Annotated in this window: 15 protein-coding genes; 5 read left to right on the top strand and 10 right to left on the bottom strand. The window is 66.8% G+C overall.

Annotated elements, in window-relative coordinates:
* Positions 1 to 7 precede the first annotated feature (7 nt).
* Entirely contained in the window at positions 8 to 445 is a 438-nt protein-coding gene (locus AC5Y4C_RS17775; protein ID WP_499909919.1) for a nitroreductase family deazaflavin-dependent oxidoreductase, read from the bottom strand.
* A gap of 77 nt (positions 446 to 522) precedes the next feature.
* Here AC5Y4C_RS17775 and AC5Y4C_RS17770 point away from each other — a divergent pair, with 77 nt between their 5' ends.
* Positions 523 to 753 carry a hypothetical protein gene (locus AC5Y4C_RS17770; RefSeq protein WP_499964073.1) on the top strand — a complete coding sequence of 77 codons (231 nt, stop codon included), beginning with the start codon at positions 523 to 525 and terminating at the stop codon, positions 751 to 753.
* Here the strand turns inward: AC5Y4C_RS17770 and fadD11 are convergent.
* Positions 734 to 2,548: a fatty acid--CoA ligase FadD11 gene (gene fadD11, locus AC5Y4C_RS17765; RefSeq protein WP_499964075.1), complete on the bottom strand. Its 1,815-nt coding sequence runs from the start codon at positions 2,546 to 2,548 to the stop codon at positions 734 to 736. The two genes, AC5Y4C_RS17770 and fadD11, sit on opposite strands and share 20 nt — an antisense overlap.
* A 21-nt stretch (positions 2,549 to 2,569) precedes the next feature.
* Here fadD11 and AC5Y4C_RS17760 point away from each other — a divergent pair, with 21 nt between their 5' ends.
* The gene (locus tag AC5Y4C_RS17760) at positions 2,570 to 3,328 is read left to right on the top strand and encodes a hypothetical protein (RefSeq protein ID WP_499909914.1); all 759 of its coding nucleotides are present in this window, start codon (positions 2,570 to 2,572) and stop codon (positions 3,326 to 3,328) included.
* A gap of 8 nt (positions 3,329 to 3,336) precedes the next feature.
* Here AC5Y4C_RS17760 and AC5Y4C_RS17755 read toward each other — a convergent pair whose 3' ends face one another.
* From AC5Y4C_RS17755 to lspA, 5 genes are all read right to left on the bottom strand, one after another.
* Complete coding sequence (locus AC5Y4C_RS17755; protein WP_499964077.1) at positions 3,337 to 4,413, bottom strand: GGDEF domain-containing protein; 1,077 nt, start codon at positions 4,411 to 4,413, stop codon at positions 3,337 to 3,339.
* Between the two features lie 153 nt (positions 4,414 to 4,566).
* The gene (gene dnaE, locus AC5Y4C_RS17750; RefSeq protein ID WP_499964079.1) at positions 4,567 to 8,094 is read right to left on the bottom strand and encodes a DNA polymerase III subunit alpha; all 3,528 of its coding nucleotides are present in this window, start codon (positions 8,092 to 8,094) and stop codon (positions 4,567 to 4,569) included.
* A gap of 12 nt (positions 8,095 to 8,106) precedes the next feature.
* The gene (gene rarD / locus AC5Y4C_RS17745) at positions 8,107 to 9,024 is read right to left on the bottom strand and encodes an EamA family transporter RarD (protein ID WP_499909908.1); all 918 of its coding nucleotides are present in this window, start codon (positions 9,022 to 9,024) and stop codon (positions 8,107 to 8,109) included.
* Positions 9,021 to 9,944 carry an RluA family pseudouridine synthase gene (locus AC5Y4C_RS17740; protein ID WP_499964081.1) on the bottom strand — a complete coding sequence of 308 codons (924 nt, stop codon included), beginning with the start codon at positions 9,942 to 9,944 and terminating at the stop codon, positions 9,021 to 9,023. The genes rarD and AC5Y4C_RS17740 overlap by 4 nt, the downstream gene beginning before the upstream one ends.
* Complete coding sequence (lspA, locus tag AC5Y4C_RS17735) at positions 9,944 to 10,576, bottom strand: signal peptidase II (RefSeq protein ID WP_499964082.1); 633 nt, start codon at positions 10,574 to 10,576, stop codon at positions 9,944 to 9,946. The genes AC5Y4C_RS17740 and lspA overlap by 1 nt, the downstream gene beginning before the upstream one ends.
* A 42-nt stretch (positions 10,577 to 10,618) precedes the next feature.
* Here lspA and AC5Y4C_RS17730 point away from each other — a divergent pair, with 42 nt between their 5' ends.
* The gene (locus AC5Y4C_RS17730; protein WP_499964084.1) at positions 10,619 to 11,557 is read left to right on the top strand and encodes an asparaginase; all 939 of its coding nucleotides are present in this window, start codon (positions 10,619 to 10,621) and stop codon (positions 11,555 to 11,557) included.
* Here AC5Y4C_RS17730 and AC5Y4C_RS17725 read toward each other — a convergent pair.
* From AC5Y4C_RS17725 to AC5Y4C_RS17715, 3 genes are all read right to left on the bottom strand, one after another.
* Positions 11,522 to 12,892: a DNA polymerase IV gene (locus AC5Y4C_RS17725; protein ID WP_499964086.1), complete on the bottom strand. Its 1,371-nt coding sequence runs from the start codon at positions 12,890 to 12,892 to the stop codon at positions 11,522 to 11,524. The two genes, AC5Y4C_RS17730 and AC5Y4C_RS17725, sit on opposite strands and share 36 nt — an antisense overlap.
* A 98-nt stretch (positions 12,893 to 12,990) precedes the next feature.
* Positions 12,991 to 16,125: an isoleucine--tRNA ligase gene (gene ileS / locus AC5Y4C_RS17720; protein ID WP_499964088.1), complete on the bottom strand. Its 3,135-nt coding sequence runs from the start codon at positions 16,123 to 16,125 to the stop codon at positions 12,991 to 12,993.
* Positions 16,126 to 16,369: 244 nt separating this feature from the next.
* Positions 16,370 to 17,008 (bottom strand): hypothetical protein, encoded by a 639-nt coding sequence (locus tag AC5Y4C_RS17715; protein WP_499909897.1) that lies wholly within the window; start codon positions 17,006 to 17,008, stop codon positions 16,370 to 16,372.
* A 135-nt stretch (positions 17,009 to 17,143) separates the two neighbouring features.
* On the opposite strand from AC5Y4C_RS17715, the gene AC5Y4C_RS17710 reads away from it, so the two are divergent.
* Together AC5Y4C_RS17710 and AC5Y4C_RS17705 are read left to right on the top strand one after the other, a co-directional pair.
* Positions 17,144 to 17,500, top strand: a complete 357-nt coding sequence (locus tag AC5Y4C_RS17710) for a helix-turn-helix domain-containing protein (protein WP_499909895.1) — start codon at positions 17,144 to 17,146, stop codon at positions 17,498 to 17,500.
* A 54-nt stretch (positions 17,501 to 17,554) separates the two neighbouring features.
* On the top strand, positions 17,555 to 18,289 hold the full coding sequence (locus tag AC5Y4C_RS17705) for a hypothetical protein (RefSeq protein WP_499964089.1): 735 nt from the start codon (positions 17,555 to 17,557) through the stop codon (positions 18,287 to 18,289).
* The last annotated feature ends 4 nt before the right edge of the window (positions 18,290 to 18,293 follow it).

Here is an 18,293-nt window from a genome sequence, read left to right as displayed (position 1 = left end):
ATGCAGGTCAATCCACTCGGGTGAGCACGAACACCGGGATCTGGCGGTCGGTCTTCTCCTGATATTTCGCGTAGTCCGGCCAGGCTTGCACGGCACGCTCCCACCAGACGGCTTTCTCGTCCCCGAAGACTTCCCGGGCCTCGTAGTCGTGGGTCTCGGTGCCGTCCTGCAACTCCACTCGGGGATTGGCCTTGACGTTGTAGTACCAGACCGGGTTCTTCGGTGCGCCGCCCAGCGAGGCGACGATCGCGTACTGGCCGTCGTGCTCGACGCGCATCAGCGGGATCTTGCGCAGCTTGCCGGTCTTGGCGCCGACCGTGGTCAGCAGGACCACCGGCTTGCCTTGCATGTCGGTGCCCTCGGTGCCGCCGGATTCCATGTACTTCTCGGCTTGCTCTCGAGACCAGTCCCACGGGCTCGGGGCATATTCACCAGACAGAGGCATCCGCCCACCATATGCGCAGGCGTCGACACACGGCGTTTCGGTTGCCCGAAATCTTCCTCTGGGCGTAACCTGAACCTATGACGACGGCCGAGCGCATCCCTGCGATCGCCTCTCCGAAGAGCACGGAGGTGACGATCGCCGGCGTGCCGTGGCCGCTCTACAAGGTCGTGGGCCTGCTCGTCGGCTTCCTGGTCGCGGTGGTGGCCGGGCTGGTGACGACGGACGTGGCGGTAGCCGTGTTGGCCGGTGCGGCCGCCGGCACCGCCGCCTGGCTGGTGGTCGGCGCCGTTACGCAGGCACACCGCTGACAGCCGGCTCGTAGACCCGCTCCCCCGGTCGCGGGGCGTACAACTCCTCGATCTCCGCGGCGTATTTCTCGTTGATCTGACGCCGGCGCAGCTTGAGGGTGAGCGTGACTTCATCGCCGCCCGGCTCCCAGAACGTCGGCAGCACGCGGAACCGTTTGATCTGTTCCACCCGGGACAGCTTCCTGTTACCTTCGGCCACCCCCGCCGCGATCTCAGCGATCACGTCCGGATGGCTGGCCAGCGTCTGCGGCGACGCGTCCGCCAGCCCGTGCTGCGCGGCGTACGGCACCGCCGACTCGGCGTCGAGCACGATCAGCGCGGTGTTGTACGGCCGCGCGTCGCCGATGGCGACCATCGCACCGATCAGCGGGCAGGCAGCCTTGATCGTGTTCTCGATATTGGCCGGTGACATGTTCTTGCCGCCGGCGTTGATGATCAATTCCTTCTTGCGGTCGATCACGCGCAGGAAACCATCGTCGTCGACTTCCAGGATGTCTCCGGTGTGCAGCCAGCCGTCGGCGTCGATGGCCTCCGCCGTCTTCTGCGGCTCCTTGCGGTAGCCCTTCATCACCAGCGGACCGCGCACCAGGAACTCGCCGTCGTCGGCGATCTTGTACTCCAAACCCGGCAGCAGCTTGCCGACGGTGCCGAGCTTCGCCTCCCGCGGATGGCTCACGCTGGCGACGCAACTGAGCTCCGACATGCCCCACACCTCCGCGATCGGCACGCCGAGCCCGGCGAAGAAGGCCAGCGTCTCCTTGGGGATGGGCGCCGCACCCGACACCGTCCACCGCACCTGGTCCAAACCCAGCTTGGCCCGCAGCTTTGACAAGACCAGTTCGTCGGCCTGCGCCCACTCGGCGGCCAGGACGTCGGGCACTTCCGTACCGGCGAGCAGCGCTGCGGCTTTCTTCGCGCCGACGGCCATCGCCCACTGCAAGGCCTGACGCCGGGTCTCGTCGGACTCGTTAGCGACGGCGAATTCGATTGCGGCCTTGAGCTTTTCCCATACCCGCGGCACCGCGCCCCAGATCGTGGGACGCGCGTCAGGCAGCGCCGCGGCGATCGCCTTCGTGTCCGAGACGACGGTGACCTGCGTGCCGAACACTTCTTGGCTGTAAAGGCAGCTCCACCGGTCGGCGATGTGCGCCGACGGCAGAAACGACGTGATCCGGTCGCCGAAACGGACGTCGAGCACGCTCGCGACTGCGAACGACTCGAACAGTAGGTTCGCGTGGGTCATCTCCACGCCTTTCGGGTTTCCCGTGGTGCCCGAGGTGTAGATCAATGTCGCGATGTCGTCGGATTCGACTGCCCGCCAAGCTGATTCGAAATCGAAGTCGGCAGGCGCGGCGGCCAGCACGTCCTCGAGCGGCACGGAGCCCGGCGGCGAGCCGTCGATGCAGACAATATGGTCCAGGGCCACGCCGCTGGCTTTGATGCGGTCGACGTACTGCTGTTCGCAGATCACCACGTTGGTTTCCGCGTTGCCGAACAGGTACGCCAACTGCTCGGCCGCCAAGGTGTTGTACACCGAAAACGAGGTCGCGCCCAGGTGTTGCGCGCCGACATCGAGTGGATAGAACTCGATCCGGTTGGCCATCATCAGCGACACGGTGTCCCCGCGTTTGACACCCAGCCCCGCCAGTCCTGCGGTCACCCGCCGGACCTGGTCGGCGTACTGGCGCCAGGTGAGGGTCTGGGTGTCGCCCGGGGTGCGCAGCGCGACGGCGTCCGGATCGATGCTTGCGGTTCGCTGAAAGGCCTCGCAAAGAGTGGCCGGTCGCTCGGTCATGACGGGTAGCGTACGGCGGGGATGAGCGACGACAGCGGAAAACCGCAACGCCCAAGGGAAGACGTGGTGCGCAGGGCCGAACAGCTGGCCCGCGAGGCCGAACAGCGGCTGCCGGCGTGGCTTCGTCCCGGCAATCCGGAGAGCCGGTGGCCGGTGCTGGTGGCGCTGATCGCCGCGATCGCGATGCAGCGCGCGATCCCCGAGCGCTACACCGTGGTGCCGCGCTGGCCGCTGATCGCGATGGAGCTGCTGCTGGTCGTGGTGTTGCTGGTGATCAACCCCCGCCACCTCACCCGCTCGACCACGCTCGGCAGGACGGCAAGCGTGCTGCTGCTGGCGGCGATCACCATCGACAACACCGCCTCAGCGGTGGTACTGGACTACCACATTCTGTCGGGTGAGGTGAGCAACGATCCCGCCGTGCTGTTGGGCAGCGGCGCAGCGGTGTTCGTCACCAACATCATCGTGTTCGGTATCTGGTACTGGGAGATCGATCTCGGCGGCCCGTTCGCCCGGGCCGGAGTCACTGAGCGCAGTCCGAAGCGGTGCTATCCGGATTTCATGTTCCCGCAGACGGGCACGCGCGAGCTCGCATCGGCGGAATGGGAGCCGCGGTTCCTGGACTACCTCTACGTCAGCGTCACCAATGTGATGGCGTTCTCCCCAACGGACACAATGCCTTTGACGCATCGAGCGAAGGCGATGATGACGCTGCAGGCGCTCGTCGCGGTGTCGACGATCGCGCTGGTGTTCGCCCGCGCGGTGAACGTGTTGCGCTGAGTTCTGCGCTACAGAGGAGGCCCGCGGTGGTGGAAGTGGCGGTTGCCGCCGGCTGATTTGGCGGCATACATGGCGGCGTCGGCGTGTGCGATGAGTCGATCCAGCAGGGCGAGGCGGTTCTGGTGGTCCAGCGCTGCGAGCGGCACACTGGTGGTTCCCACGCTGGCTGTCACGTCGTGCGGTGTTTCTGCGACGGCCCGGCACAGCTTCGCTGCGGGCATCGCATCGTCGGACACCTCGGCGACCAAGAACTCCTCGCCGCCCGCCCGCGCGACGACGGCGGTCTTGCTGGTGTGCTGGGTGAGCGCATGACCGACGTCGATGAGCGCCTGATCCCCTGCGGAATGACCGTGGTGGTCGTTGAGCCGTTTGAAGTCGTCGAGGTCGATCATCGCGACGGTCAGGTAACTGCTTTGCGAGTCGGCCGACGCTTCGAGGAGCCGTCTGGCCTGGCGGTAGAAGCCGCGTCGATTCAGCAGCCCGGTCAGTGGGTCGCGGTCGGAGCCCAGGATGTCGGTGGCCATGACGTGTAGCAGTGTGTTCAGCGCTACCGGCGCCCCGATGCCGGCCAGCCCCAGCACCGCCGCCTCGCACAGCGCAAACACGACGTCGCCCCCGCCCTCGTACACCCGCCAGACCAGCACCCCCGCGACCGCGACGCTGACGGCGAAGTTGAAGCTCGTCGCCTTCGCGCAGTGCATCAGCGCGGCGTAGACACCCAACACGACGAAGGTGAAGCAGCCCGTCAGACCTGCCAGCGGGTCGGCTTGACTCAGGCACGCCGCCGCGATGCACACGATGCAGGCAGCGACGAAGATCCGCGATTGTGTGAGCGTCGGCCATCGCCACACCCACAACCCGGCGAGGCACACGCCGACGAGAGCGGCGGCGGCGGATGTGCCGCGTTGCCAGCCGGTCTGCGGCCCCAGTTCGCTGGCGAGCATCGCCGCAGCGACCGCCGCGAACGTCAACGTGACCATGACGACGGCGCTGCGGGCCGCATCCTGCAGGTGCCGTTCGGCGAGGTAGCTGGTGAACCAGTCGAACCGGTCCTTTTGTCGCCACCACCAGCGCACCCACCGCATGAAAAACCGCCTCCGCAATCAGGACCACGCCTGACACGATGGTGGCCTGACGGGCGCAACTCCCATCGGTAGTTTGCCAGAGGGAGAGCGTTGTGCTTCCAGAGTTCAGAAACTAGTCACATCATCGGCGAGCCCGCTGGCCGTTCGACGGCCTCAGCTCAAGCACCCCGGTCCCAGCAGCGCCTTGAGATCGCCCATCAACGCCGAGGACGGGGTGACCCGCAATGACTGGTCGAGCTCGAGTGTGGTGATGCGGTCGCCGCTGACCAGCCTCAGATGCACCTGCGCGGTGCCCGGATGGCGGGCGAGCACCTGCTTGAGGGCAGTGACCTTGTCCAGTGTGCACTGTCGGGTGGGCAGGCTCACCGCCACCGGCCGGTTGGCCGCGGCGTTCGAGAAGTCCGGCACCACAAGGTCGTTGGCGATCAGGCAGATGCGGTCGTCCTGGATTTTCACCCGCGCGCTGACCAGCACCACCGCGTCGTCGACCACTTCTGCGCCGACGGTAGAGTACATGTGCGGGAAGAACATCACCTCGATGCCGCCCGTCAGATCCTCCAATTGTGCTGAGGCCCAAGGCAATCCGTTCTTGTTGACCCGGCGGTTCACCGAGGCCAGGATTCCGCCGACGCGCACCTGCGTGTCGTTGGCGACATCGCCGTCGAGGATCGCGGGAATCTGCGTGTCCACCTGGGTGGTAAGGAGGTGGGCGACCCCATTGAGCGGATGCCCCGACACGTACAGACCCAGCATCTCGCGCTCGAGGGCAAGCTTGTGCTTGTCCTCCCATTCGTCGTCGGGAATCTTGATCGAGAACACCGCGTCGGAGCTCGAGTCGCCGCCGCCGAACAGGTCGAACTGACCCATCGCCTCGGCCTTCTTGGTGCCCAGCACCGAATCGACGGCATCGGTGTGAACCAGGAACAGGCCCTTGCGCGGATGACCGAGCGAATCGAACGCCCCTGCCTTGATCAGCGACTCGGTGACTTTCTTGTTGCAGGCCGCGATGTCGATCTTGTTGAGGTAGTCCGAGAAATCGGTGAACTTGCCCTTGTCGTTGCGGGCTCGGATGATCGAGCTGACCACGTTGGCGCCGACGTTGCGCACCGCGCCCAGGCCGTAGCGGATGTCGTTGCCCACCGACGCGAAGTTCAGGCCCGACTCGTTGACGTCGGGTGGCAGCACCGTGATGCCCAGGCGGCGGCAGTCGGCCAGATACACCGCGGCCTTGTCTTTGTCGTCGCCGACGGATGTCAGCAGCCCCGCCATGTATTCGGCCGGATAGTTGGCCTTGAGGTATGCGGTCCAGTACGACACCATCGCGTAGCCGGCGGCGTGGCTCTTGTTGAACGCGTAGTCGGCGAACGGCAGCACCGTGTCCCACAGCGCCTTGATGGCTGCCGCGGAAAAGCCGTTGGCGCGCATGCCTTCTGCGAAGCCTTCGTACTCTTTGTCGAGTACCTCGCGCTTCTTTTTGCCCATGGCTTTGCGCAGAATGTCGGCTCGGGCCAGCGAGTACCCGGCGACCTTCTGCGCGATGCGCATGATCTGCTCCTGGTAGACGATCAAGCCGTACGTCTCGGCGAGAATGTCCTCCAGCGGCTCGGCCAGTTCCGGATGGATGGGTTTGACGGCCTGGCGGCCGTTCTTGCGGTCGGCGTAGTCGTTGTGGGCGTTCTGCCCCATCGGGCCCGGCCGATACAGCGCAATCACCGCGATGATGTCGTCGAACTTCGTCGGCTGCATGCGCCGCAGCAGGTCACGCATCGGACCGCCGTCGAGCTGGAACACCCCCAGCGTGTCGCCGCGGCCCAGCAGTTCGTAGGTGGCCGGATCGTCGAGCGGCAACGACTGCAGATCGACGTCCACGCCGCGGTTGGCCCGGATGTTGTCGATCGCGTCGCCGATGATCGTCAGGTTGCGCAGCCCGAGGAAGTCCATCTTCAACAAGCCGATGTCTTCGCAGGACGGGTAGTCCCAGCCGGTGATCACGGCGCCGTCCTGTGGACGCTTCCACAGCGGGATCACGTCGAGCAGCGGCTCGGAACTCATGATCACCGCGCAGGCGTGCACGCCGGCGTTGCGGATCAGCCCCTCCAGACCCAGCGCGGTGTCGTAGATGGTCCGCACCTCGGGGTCGGTGTCGATCAGCCCGCGTACTTCGGCGGCTTCCTTGTACCGCTCATGGCTGGGGTCGGTGATGCCCGACAGCGGGATGTCTTTGGCCATGATCGGCGGCGGCAGCGCCTTGGTGATCCGGTCGGCGATCGAAAAGCCCGGTTGGCCGAAATGAATGCGGGCCGAATCTTTTAGGGCCGCTTTGGTTTTGATGGTGCCAAAGGTGATCACTTGGGCGACGCGGTCATGGCCGTACTTCTCGGTGGCGTACCGCAGCATCTCCGGGCGCCGGCGATCGTCGAAGTCGATGTCGATGTCGGGCATCGACGCGCGCTCGGGGTTGAGGAACCGCTCGAACAGCAGCCCGTGTTCGATCGGGTCGATGTCGGTGATGCCCAGCGCGTAGGCCACCAGCGACCCCGCGGCCGACCCACGGCCGGGCCCTACCCGGATCGCCACCGACTTGGCGTAGCTGACCAGGTCGGCGACGATCAGGAAGTACGACGGGAAGCCCTTGTCGCAGATGACCTTGATCTCGTAGGCGGCACGCTGTTCATAACCGTCGGGCGGCCCGTCGGGGAAGCGCCGTCGCAAGCCGGCGTTGACCTCGTGGCGCAGCCAGGACGCCTCGTCGTGGCCGTCGGGAACCTGGAACACCGGCATCCGGTTGCGCGGCTGCCACACCTGCTCGTAGGACTGCACCCGCTCGGCGATCAACAGGGTGGAGTCACAGGCGCCGGGCACCTCGGCGTCCCACAGCGCCCGCATCTCCGCTGCCGACTTGAGGTAGTAGCCGTCGCCGTCGAACTTGAAGCGCGTGGGGTCAGACAGCGTCTTGCCGGTTTGCACGCACAGCAGCGCCTCGTGGTTGTGGGCGGCGTCGCGGGTGACGTAGTGACAGTCGTTGGTGGCCAGCGGCGCGATCCCGAGCGTGCGGCCCAACTCGAGCAGCCCGTCGCGGACCCGGCGCTCGATGGTCAGCCCGTGGTCCATGAGCTCGAGGAAGTAGTTGTCAGGGCCGAAGATTTCGCGCCACCGCGCCGCGGACTCCAGCGCCTCGCGGTGCTGGCCGAGCCGCAGCCGGGTCTGCACCTCGCCGGATGGGCAGCCGGTGGTGGCGATGATCCCTTCGGCGTGCTCGGCGATCAGCTCGGCGTCCATGCGGGCCCACTTGCCCAATTGGCCCTCGAACGACGCCAGCGACGACAGCTTGAACAGGTTGCGCAGACCGGTCGCGTTCTCGGCCACCATCGTGAGGTGGGTGTAGGACCCGCTGCCGGAGACGTCGTCGTCCTTCTGGCTGGGATCGCCCCAGGTGACGCGGCGGGTGTCGAACCGCGAGCCGGGCGCGACGTAGGCCTCGATGCCGATAATCGGTTTGATGCCGGCGGCGGTGGCCTTGGTGTAGAACTCGCTGGCGCCGAACATGTTTCCGTGGTCGGTCATGCCGATGGCGGGCATCTCCAGGCGCTGCGCTTCGGCCAGCATCGGCGCGATCTTCGCGGCACCGTCCAGCATCGAGTATTCGGTGTGGTTGTGCAGGTGCACGAACGAGCGGTCCATAGGCAGGCCAGTCTATGGCGGCCCACCGACGAGTTTCGGCGTGTCGTGCTCGTGTGTCTTGCGGCGTCCGCGGCGCAGGCCGTCGAGCGTGAGCACCGCGAGAGCCACCCAGATGAGGCCGAACCCGATCCAGCGGGCAGTCGGCATGGGCTCGTGGTTGATCAGCACCCCCCACGCCATCTGCAGGCCGGGGTTGAGGTACTGCAGCAGACCCAGCGTGATCAACGAGAGCCGCTGAGCGGCCGCGGCGAACATCAGCAGTGGGATCGCGGTCACCGGCCCGGACAGCATCATCAGCGCGGTGTGTCCGGTGCCGAATCCTGCGAAGTGGGCATGCCCGGCGGCCTGCAATGCGATCAGGTAGCCGCCGGCCAGCGGCAGCGCCAACAACGACTCGACGGCCACGCTCACGCGGGGGTCGACCGTCACGATTTTCTTCACCAGCCCGTACGAGCCAAACGACGTCGCCAGCGCCAGCGCGATCACCGGCACTCCGCCGACCTGTGCAGTCAGCACGCCAACCGCGGCGACCGCGATGACGAGCGCTGTGAGCTGCAGCGCGTGGATGCGTTCCCGCAAAACCAGCACCCCCAGCGCCACCGAGACCAGCGGATTGATGAAGTAGCCGAGCGCCGCGTCGACGACGTGGCCGTTGGTGACCGCGAAGATGTAGGTGCCCCAATTGATGCCGATCAATGCTGACGCTGCCGCGAGCAACAGCCAGGTTCGCCCGCTGAGTCTGCGCAACTCGCCGACCCTGCGCGCGCCGACCAGCACGACGAGCAAAAAGACCGCGGTCCACAGGTAGCGATGCGCCAAGATTTCCAGCGCCCCGGCGGGCAGTAACAGCGGGAAAAACCCCGGGAACAGGCCCCACCAGACGTAGGCGCCGACGCCCGAAACCAGCCCGGACCGATGCCTGTCGGTCACTGGCCGCGTAACAGGTCTAGGGCATGCTGTAGGTCGTGCGGATACGGGCTGGTGATCTCCATTTGGCGCCCGTCAGCGGGGTGGGTGAATGCCAGCGACCCCGCGTGCAACCATTGTCGTTGCAGCCCAAGCTTTTTCGCCAATGTCGGGTCTGCGCCGTAGGTCAGGTCCCCGACGCAGGGATGGTGCAGTGCGGCGAAATGCACCCGGATCTGGTGTGTTCGTCCGGTTTCCAGGTGGATGTCGAGAAGGCTTGCCGCTCGGAACATCTCGAGCGTGTCGTAATGGGTGATGCTGTGCCGGCCTTGCTCGGTGACCGCGAACTTCCAGTCGTGACCGCGATGCCGGCCGATCGGCGCGTCGATGGTGCCGCTTGACGGATCCGGATGTCCTTGCACCAGAGCGTGATAGCGCTTGTCGACGGTGCGCTGCTTGAACGCGCGCTTGAGCACTGTGTACGCCCGCTCAGAGCGGGCCACCACCATGACGCCCGAGGTGCCGACGTCGAGACGGTGAACGATCCCCTGACGTTCATGAATGCCCGACGTGCTGATCCGGATACCGGCGGCGGCCAGTCCGCCGAGCACGGTCGGGCCGTGCCAGCCGACCGTCGCATGCGCAGCCACACCGGGCGGCTTGTCCACTGCGACGATGTCGTCGTCGGCGTAGAGCACGCTCATGCCGACCACTTCTTCGACCCGGTTCTCGGGCGCCGCGGGCTGCTCCGGTAACCGCACCTCCAACCATGCCCCGGCGGTCAGCCGGTCGGATTTGCCTGCGCGGGTGCCGTCGATGTCGACGGCGCCGTCCTCGGCCAGCGCGGCCGCGGCGGTGCGCGACAGTCCCAAAAGCCGTGCCAGCCCGGCGTCCACCCGCATTCCGGCCAGCCCCTCGGGTACTGGCATCGACCGCTCCGGCATCAGCGCGCTTCGTTTCCCGGCTCGCCCGACTCGTTCGGCTTGCGCGACTCGTTCGGCTTGCGCCTCCCGACTTCACCCGATGCGTCGTTCGGCTTGCGCCTCCCGACGGTGTCGAAGTCGTAGCCGAACACCGACAGCGCCACCAACAGCACCGCCCCGCCGACCACCGACGCGTCGGCAACGTTGAACACCGGCCACCAGCCGATCGACAGGAAATCGACGACGTGCCCGCGCAGCGGCCCGGGCCACCTGAAGAACCGGTCGACCAAATTGCCAAGTGCGCCACCGAGAATCATGCCCAGCCCGAGCGCCCACCACGGCGACACCAACCGGCGCCCCATCCAGACGATGCCGATCACCACCACGGTCGCGATCAACGTCAGAATCCACGTGTACCCGGTCGCCATCGAGAACGCCGCGCCCGAATTCCGCACCAGCGTCCACGTCACCGTGTCGCCGATGATCGACACCGGCTGCCCCGGGTTCAGCCAGTGCACGGCGAGCACCTTGGTGACAACGTCGACGGCGAGGATCACCGCGGCGACCGACACCAGCAACCTGACCTGTCGGCGCGGCCGCGGCCCGGCACCCTCGGTTGCCGTCGCCGGTTCGCCCGCGGACTCGTCACTCACGTCTCTCATCATCCCAAAGAGCGATTGGGGCATGATTCGGCCATGAGCCGCGTCGCCCTCGTCACCACCGGCGGCACCATCGCATCGGTCGCCGACGCCCGCGGGATCCTGCAGCCGGTGCGCAGCGGAGCGGAACTGCTGTGCGGGGCCGGCGGCCAGCACGTGGACGTCGTCGACGTGATGGCAAAAGACAGTTCGCAGTTGACCGTTGCGGATTGGGACCGGATCGGCGCCGCCATCCGTCGCGCCGTCGACGACGGTGCCGACGGCGTCGTCGTCACCCACGGCACCGACACGATGGAAGAGTCCGCGCTGTGGTTGGAGCTGACGTACGACGGCGCGGCGCCGGTGGTGCTCACCGGGGCCGCCAAGAGCGCCGACCACCCGCAGGCGGACGGCCCGGGCAATTTGCGCGACGCGATCGCGCTGGCCACCAGCCCTGATGCGCGCGGTCTCGGCGTGCTGGTGTGCCTGAGCGGCGCCGTCCTCGCCCCGCTCGGAACGCGGAAAGTGGGCAGCGGGCCGTGGGCGGGTTTCGACGGTCCGGCCGTCGGCGCGATCGCCGACGGCCGGCTGCAGCTGCACGCAATCAAGGAGCGGCCGTTTGTGGGCGCCGTTGCCGCGGAGTCTGCGCCGCGTGTTGACGTGGTGGCCTGCTACCTGGGCGCCGACGCAGTCGCGCTCGACGCCTGCGTAGCCGCCGGCGCGCGCGGCGTGGTGCTCGAGGCACTCGGCGCCGGCAATGTCGGCGACGCCGTCGTCGACGCCGTCGCCCGCCACTGCGCAGCAGGCGTCACGGTCGCGGTGTCGACCCGGGTACCGTTCGGCGGCGTCAGCGCCCGGTACGGGCCCGGACTGAAGCTGATGGAAGCGGGCGCATTCGAGATGCCGCGGCTGCGGCCTCCTCAGGCGCGGGTGCTGCTGATGGCCGCGCTGGCCGCCGGGTCACCCGTCGGTGAAGTCGTCGCCCGCTGGGGCTGACTCGTCGGCAAGGGCGTTGACGAATTCCGGCCAGTCCAGACTGTCGACGGGATTCGCGCGCCTCAGCTCGGGATCGTCGGCGGGCAATGTGCGGGCGGCGCCTGCACCGCTGGCGCGGGTTTCGAACCGAACCGTCACCACGCCGTGTCCGGATCCCTGCACCCAGCCGTGCCCCCACCGTGCGTGGTGGACGTCGTCGCCGACGCGCCACCCGCCGGCCGTGGTGGCCGGTGTGCCGGCCGAGCGGGTGTCCGTCGGCGCGTCCCACGCATCGAGGTCCGGGAACAACGGCTCCTGCTGCACCTCCGACAACCCCGAAAAGCCAACGCCCACAAGGCGGATGGGGCCGACGTCGACTGGATCGAGAAGGAGCCGACGCGCTGCGGCGATCAACGTGGTGGCGTCTGTTGTGGCGTACGGCAGAGTCAGCGACCGAGTCAGCGTGCTCATGTCGGAACGCTTCAGCTTGACCGTCACGGTGCGGGCACCTCGGCCGTCTTTGAGCAGCCGCCGATGCGCATGCTCGCCGATCGGGCCCGCCGCCTGCTGCAACTGCTCCAGGGTCGTCAGGTCGGCCGGGAACGTCGACTCGGCGCTGATCTGCTTGGCCTCCGCGCGTTCGGCGACGGGACGCTCGTCGATGCCGCGGGCCAGCTTGTGCAGCGCGGGGCCCACCGTCGCACCCAGGACGTCGGCAACTTCTGTCTCAGTGAGATCGGCGAACTGGCCGATGGTCTGGATGCCGAGCCGGTGCAGCTTCTCCTCCGCGACGGGGCCGATCCCCCACAGCTTGCGCACCGGAAGCCCACCGAGCAGCGCACGTTCCTGGTCGCGCGGGATCGCCCGCACACCGTCGGGCTTGGCCAGCCCCGAGGCGATCTTCGCGACCTGCTTCCCGGAACCTGCGCCCACCGACGCGACAAGCCCGGTCGCCTCCCGCACGCGGCCGCGAAGTTCCTCGCAGAAGCGCTCCACGTCGGCGGCGGACGCGCCGGCGAGTTCGGCCGGTTCACCGAACGCTTCGTCGTGCGAAAGCTGTTCCAGCACAGGCATGATCGCGCGTACCGTGTCGAACACGCGACGACTCGCCACCCCATAGACCACACCGCGCGGCGGCAGCACCACCGCATGGATGCCGACCAGACGCCTAGCTTGGTGCATCGGCATCGCGGAGCGCGCGCCGAACACGCGGGCCTCGTAACTGGCGCCGGCGACGACGCCCCGTCCGCCGAGCCCCCCGACCAGCACGGGCCGTCCCCGCAGCGTGGGCCGGGTGAGCTGCTCGACCGAGGCGAAGAACGCGTCCATGTCGATGTGGAGCACCCACCGGCTCATGCGAGTCATGCTATGGAGACATCTCTGCCGCCGAGTGGTGGGTTGATCCACGCCGAACGTCGAAAAGCGTGATCGAGTCCAGACTCGGCGAGCGGATGTCAGGCCTTCGCGATGGCCACCCGCACCCCGTCGCCGATTTCGACGCCGTCGCTGAGCTCGCCGAAATCGAAACGAGTAGCGAGGATTTCGCGCGCGATCAGCTCGCGGTGGGTGCTGGCCCAGTCGGCGCGTTCCTTTGGAACCGCCATGACAACGGTGATGCGGTCGGACACCTCCAGGCCGGTCGATTTGCGCAATTCCTGCAGCTCACGGATGCGGTCCTTGGCCCAGCCCTCTGCCTCGAGTTCCGGGGTGACGGTGCCGTCGAGCACCACCAGGCCAACTCCGTCGGGCAGCGCCGCCGTCGAGGTTGGGTCCGCCGCCACCAGCCGCGACGAGAACTCCTCGGGCCTCAGCACCGCGGGCCCCGCCGTCAGCGTGCCGTCCGAGTTGACGACGGCCTCGCCAGCCTTGACGGCCTTGATCGCCGCCTGCACGTCCTTACCGAGCCGTGGTCCGGCCACGCGGGCGTTCACGGTCAGCTCGAAACGCCCATGTGTCGCGATGTCGTCGGTGAGCTCGACGCTCTTGACGTTGAGCTCGTCGGCTATCAGGCCGACGAACGGCTGTAACCGCTGTGGATCATCAACGGCCACAGTCAGTTTGGGCAGCGGCAGGCGAACGCGAAGCTTCTTGGCCTTGCGCAGCGACGACCCTGCCGAGCACACGTCACGCACCAAATCCATGTCGGCAACCAGATCAGGGTCGGCGGGCAGCTCCCCTTCGGCGGGCCAGTCGGTCAAATGCACGGACCGCTCCCCCGTGACGCCGCGCCAGATCACCTCGGTGGCCAGCGGCAGCAGCGGAGCGGCCAGCCGCGCGGTCACCTCCAGCACGGTGTGCAAGGTGTCGATCGCGTCGGGTTCCTCGTCCCAGAACCGTTGCCGCGACCGCCGCACGTACCAGTTCGTCAGCGCCTCGGTGAACAACCGCAATTGTTCGCATGCGCCGGAGATGTCGCAGACGTCGAGCGCGGCCGTCAGGTCCTCGCGCAACTGGGCGAGCTTCGCCAAGATGTACCGGTCCAGCACATGTGTCGAATTCGTCCGCCACTCAGCCACTTTCGGCGCATACAACGCCAGGAAGCTGTACGCGTTCCACAGCGGCAGCAGCACTTGCCGAGCGCCGTCGCGGATCCCCTGCTCGGTGACAATCAGGTTGCCGCCCCGCAGAATCGGCGACGCCATCAGGAACCACCGCATCGCGTCGGAGCCGTCGCGGTCGAACACCTCGTTGACGTCGGGATAATTGCGCAGCGACTTGCTCATCTTCTGCCCGTCGTTGCCCAGCACAATCCCGTGCGCCACGCAGGTGGTGAACGCGGGCCGGTCGAACAGCGCAGTGGCCAGCACGTGCAACGTATAGAACCAGCCGCGGGTCTGGCCGATGTACTCGACGATGAAATCGGCCGGGAAGTGGCTTTCGAACCACTCGGCATTCTCGAACGGGTAGTGCACCTGCCCGTATGACATCGAGCCGGAATCGAACCAGACGTCGAAGACGTCCGGAATGCGGCGCATGGTGGACTGGCCGGTCGGGTCGTCCGGGTTCGGCCGCGTCAGCTCGTCGATGTAGGGCCGGTGCAGGTTGTCCGGACGCACACCGAAGTCCCGCTCGAGTTCGTCGAGGCTGCCGTAGACGTCGATACGCGGGTAGGCGGGGTCGTCGGATCTCCACACCGGAATCGGCGTGCCCCAGTAGCGGTTTCGGGAAATGGACCAGTCGCGGGCACCTTCGAGCCACTTGCCGAACTGCCCGTCCTTGACGTGCTCGGGATGCCAGGTGATCTGCTGGTTGAGCTCCACCATGCGGTCGCGGAACGCGCTGACCCTGATGAACCACGACGACACCGCCCGGTAGATCAGCGGGTTGCGGCATCGCCAGCAATGCGGATAGGAGTGCTCGTAGGTTTCGTGGCGCAGCAGCACCGCACCGTTGACTGCCGCGGCGCCGGTGCCATTCTTCAGGTCGCGGATGATCCTCGGATTCGCTTCGAACACATGAAGATTCGCGTAGTCGGGCACGGTGTCGTCGAAGCGGCCCTTGGAGTCGACGGGAGTGACGGGCACGATGCCGGCTGCATCGGCGGTGACCATGTCGTCTTCGCCGTACGCCGGTGACATGTGCACGATCCCGGTGCCGTCTTCAGTGGACACGAACTGGCCGCCCAACACCTGAAAGCTGTTGGGCGCGTCCAGGAAGTACGGAAACGGCGGGAGATAGCGCACGCCGAGCAGGTCGGCGCCGCGGTAGGTGCCGACGATCTCCGGCTCCGCCCCGAGTTCCCGCGCGTAGGCGGCCAGGCGCGCCTTGGCCAGCAGATAGCGCCGCTCGCCGACGTCGACGAGCACATACTCGATGTCGGGGTGCACCGCGACAGCCTGGTTCGACGGCAGCGTCCACGGCGTGGTCGTCCAGATCAACAGGTAGGCGCCGTCGAGCTCGCCACCGTCGACGATCTTGAACCCGACGGTCAGCGCCGGGTCCTGCCGGCTCTGGTACACGTCGTCGTCCATGCGCAGCTCGTGGTTGGACAGCGGAGTCTCGTCGCGCCAGCAATACGGCAGCACCCGATAGCCTTCGTACGCCAGGCCCTTGTCCCAGAGCTGCTTGAACGCCCAGATCACCGACTCCATGAAGGTCAGATCCAGCGTCTTGTAGTCGTTGTCGAAGTCCACCCAGCGCGCCTGCCGGGTGACGTACTCGCGCCATTCGTCGGTGTAGCGCAGCACCGACTCACGGCAGGCGTCGTTGAACTCGGCGATGCCCATCGCGTCGATCTGCGACTTGTCGGTGATGCCGAGCTGTCGCTCGACCTCGAGTTCAGCCGGTAACCCGTGGGTGTCCCAGCCGAATCGGCGGTCGACTTTGTAGCCGCGCATCGTGCGGTAGCGCGGCACGATGTCTTTGACATAACCGGTGAGCAGGTGGCCGTAGTGCGGCAGGCCGTTGGCGAAAGGGGGCCCGTCGTAGAAGACGTACTCGGGTGCGCCGTCGCGGCGCGCGATGCTGGCGCGGAATGTGTCGTCGGCCGCCCAGTAGTCGAGGACCTGCTTTTCGAGCGCCGGGAAATCGGGCGACCCGCCGCGTTGGTCAGCGCCGAGTTCGGTACGCGGATAAGCGGATTGGCTCACGGGTGCGTGTTCTCCTGTGCCCGATGGTCGATCGTTAGGCACGGGGACGACGACGCGCCGGTGCGCGAGCGCCGCGGTACCACCCCGCTTGCCACGTTGAGGTGTGGCCGCTTCGTTGTGGGCTGTGACGGGCCTACCCGTTCGGTTCTACTGGGCCGGTTGGGCTGTTCTTCCGAAGGCTCCCCGGTGATGGCCGGTTCGACGCCGTTGGACCGATTCTACCGAGCCGGCTGATCCGCGCAGTTCAGGCCATGGCCAGCTGGCTGTCCTGGTGAAGTGGCGGCGTCGCTTCCGATGTCAACTCGATCAGTGCCAGCGGGAACTGCTCGGCGAGCTCTTCGACTGTTGCTGCGTCCAGCCGGCGACTGTCGTACCACCAATCCATCTGCAGCACATCGCTGCTGCGGTACACCCGAAGCGCCAGCGTGTGACCGGTGTCGGAAAGGGTCTCGGCGGGCGGCAGCTCGGCGAACGACGATTCGGCCGCGGCACCGACGTTCGCAAAGCCCACGTTGGAGAAGAAGACCGCGGCCCGCGGCGCGATCCGGCGCGACGCTCCCGCGAGCGAGCGCTGAACACTTTGCAGCAGCTTGGTGGCGTCCAGCTCCCGGTCGGCCGGGCAGGCCAGGGCGATCGAGGAACCGTGGCCGAAGACGTCGACGCCCACCTCGCCGTCTCCGAACGTTCTGGCGATGGCGCGGCCCAACGCCGCGATCAGTAGCTCGTCGGTTCTCAGGCCCAGATAGCTCTGGGCCTCGTCGAGCTCGGCCGTCACCATGCTGGTCAACGGAGCGGAAAGTTTTGCCAGGTTCTCGGGGCGGGCCGCGCCAGCAACGTCGTGATCGACGATCTGCAAAGAGCTGTCGACGGAGATCTCAGACATGGGGCTTACCGTACGCCACTGTCCCAGTTTTGGGAGTCCTGTGCCAGAAGTCCAACGGCAACGTCAATAACGAGAACACCGTCCGACGTTTGCTGGGGGCTGCCCAAACGGGGCCCAAGCGTCTATCGTGAGGGAGTGCCACGGACAGACGAGAACGGCAGGCAATTAAAGGCCCTGCTCAGCTACCTGCTCGACGGGGATGTCGATGCCAAGGAGATCTACGACGCGCTCGGCATCTCCAGCAGCACCTACTACCGGCGGATCAAGGAGGACGACTATCCCGACGCCGAGGAGCTGCGCCGCGTGGCCGACAGGTTCCACCTCAGCTACCCAGATCTGCAGATCAGGTTCGGGTTGATGAGCCATGACGAGGTGGCCAGCTACCTCCAATCCACTCCTTTCCACGTTGCCACCGTGCGACAGGCGCCCCCCACTCAGCGCCGCCCGAAGCTGTCTGAATTGAAACCGCGCGCCGATGCACCCCCGCTGTAGCGCCGGTTAGCTGTAGCATTTGCTGACACTGGCCCGGCACAAAGGCAAGAGCCCATGGCATTAGCAACGCTCATCACGATCACGCTGGCGTGCGTTTCGTGGAGTCTGTGGATTCGTCGCCTCACCTGGTCATGCCGCTGGGAGGTCGCGGCAACCCTCAACATCGCGTTGCAGGGCCTCGCCGTGCTACTGATGTCTCCGCTGGCCTCGGCCACCCTCGGCCATGCGCTCCATGCGCTGACCGGCAAGTGGAATCTCGAGGACTACATCGGCCACGACTGCTACATCGTCGCGGCATCGGCCATCGTCTACAACGCCCTGGGGCGGCTCCAAGACGACGACGCCATGCAGGCCTCGTTCAAGCAGTACGTCGAGCGCCCAGCCACGCTGTGCATCCCGCTGCTGCTGGCCACGTTCTCCATAGGCAACGGCGCCGCGATCTACCGGGCCGACTTCTTCGAGGTGCCCACCGATTTCTGGCTCGACACCTATTGGCTGCTGCTGTGCGGCACGCTGATCTATCTGCTCGCATACGGCTCGCGGGCGCTCTTGGTGCTGCGTAAGGATCCGCGTTCCCGGCGCATCGCCAATGTGTACCTCGCCGCGTCGGCCAGCGGCATCCTGGCCTGCCTCGTGCGCATCATCACCGCGTACGTGACGCCGCTTCAATCCATCGAAGGCGGCACGCTGGTGTGGTTCTTTGCGTGCATCTGCGGCGCCGGCTTCGCGTTGGCGTCGGCGCACTCGTGGCGCATCAAGACGAAGTGGTTCACCAGCGCGTCGCGCTGAGGGC

It is taken from the genome of Mycobacterium sp. NGS35 (genome assembly GCF_059812855.1).
Note: the sequence above shows the minus strand (reverse complement) of the source record. Positions and strands in the feature narration are given on the sequence as shown.

Bases quoted from the DNA above. Each gene is read 5' to 3' on its own strand.
- AC5Y4C_RS17705 (WP_499964089.1), top strand. From the start codon at position 17,555: ATGGCATTAGCAACGCTCATCACGATCACGCTGGCGTGCGTTTCGTGG.
- fadD11 (WP_499964075.1), bottom strand. From the start codon at position 2,548: ATGACCGAGCGACCGGCCACTCTTTGCGAGGCCTTTCAGCGAACCGCA.
- AC5Y4C_RS17715 (WP_499909897.1), bottom strand. From the start codon at position 17,008: ATGTCTGAGATCTCCGTCGACAGCTCTTTGCAGATCGTCGATCACGAC.
- AC5Y4C_RS17770 (WP_499964073.1), top strand. From the start codon at position 523: ATGACGACGGCCGAGCGCATCCCTGCGATCGCCTCTCCGAAGAGCACG.
- AC5Y4C_RS17755 (WP_499964077.1), bottom strand. From the start codon at position 4,413: ATGCGGTGGGTGCGCTGGTGGTGGCGACAAAAGGACCGGTTCGACTGG.
- dnaE (WP_499964079.1), bottom strand. From the start codon at position 8,094: ATGGACCGCTCGTTCGTGCACCTGCACAACCACACCGAATACTCGATG.
- AC5Y4C_RS17740 (WP_499964081.1), bottom strand. From the start codon at position 9,944: ATGCCGGAGCGGTCGATGCCAGTACCCGAGGGGCTGGCCGGAATGCGG.
- AC5Y4C_RS17725 (WP_499964086.1), bottom strand. From the start codon at position 12,892: ATGAGCCGGTGGGTGCTCCACATCGACATGGACGCGTTCTTCGCCTCG.
- AC5Y4C_RS17775 (WP_499909919.1), bottom strand. From the start codon at position 445: ATGCCTCTGTCTGGTGAATATGCCCCGAGCCCGTGGGACTGGTCTCGA.
- AC5Y4C_RS17730 (WP_499964084.1), top strand. From the start codon at position 10,619: ATGAGCCGCGTCGCCCTCGTCACCACCGGCGGCACCATCGCATCGGTC.
- AC5Y4C_RS17760 (WP_499909914.1), top strand. From the start codon at position 2,570: ATGAGCGACGACAGCGGAAAACCGCAACGCCCAAGGGAAGACGTGGTG.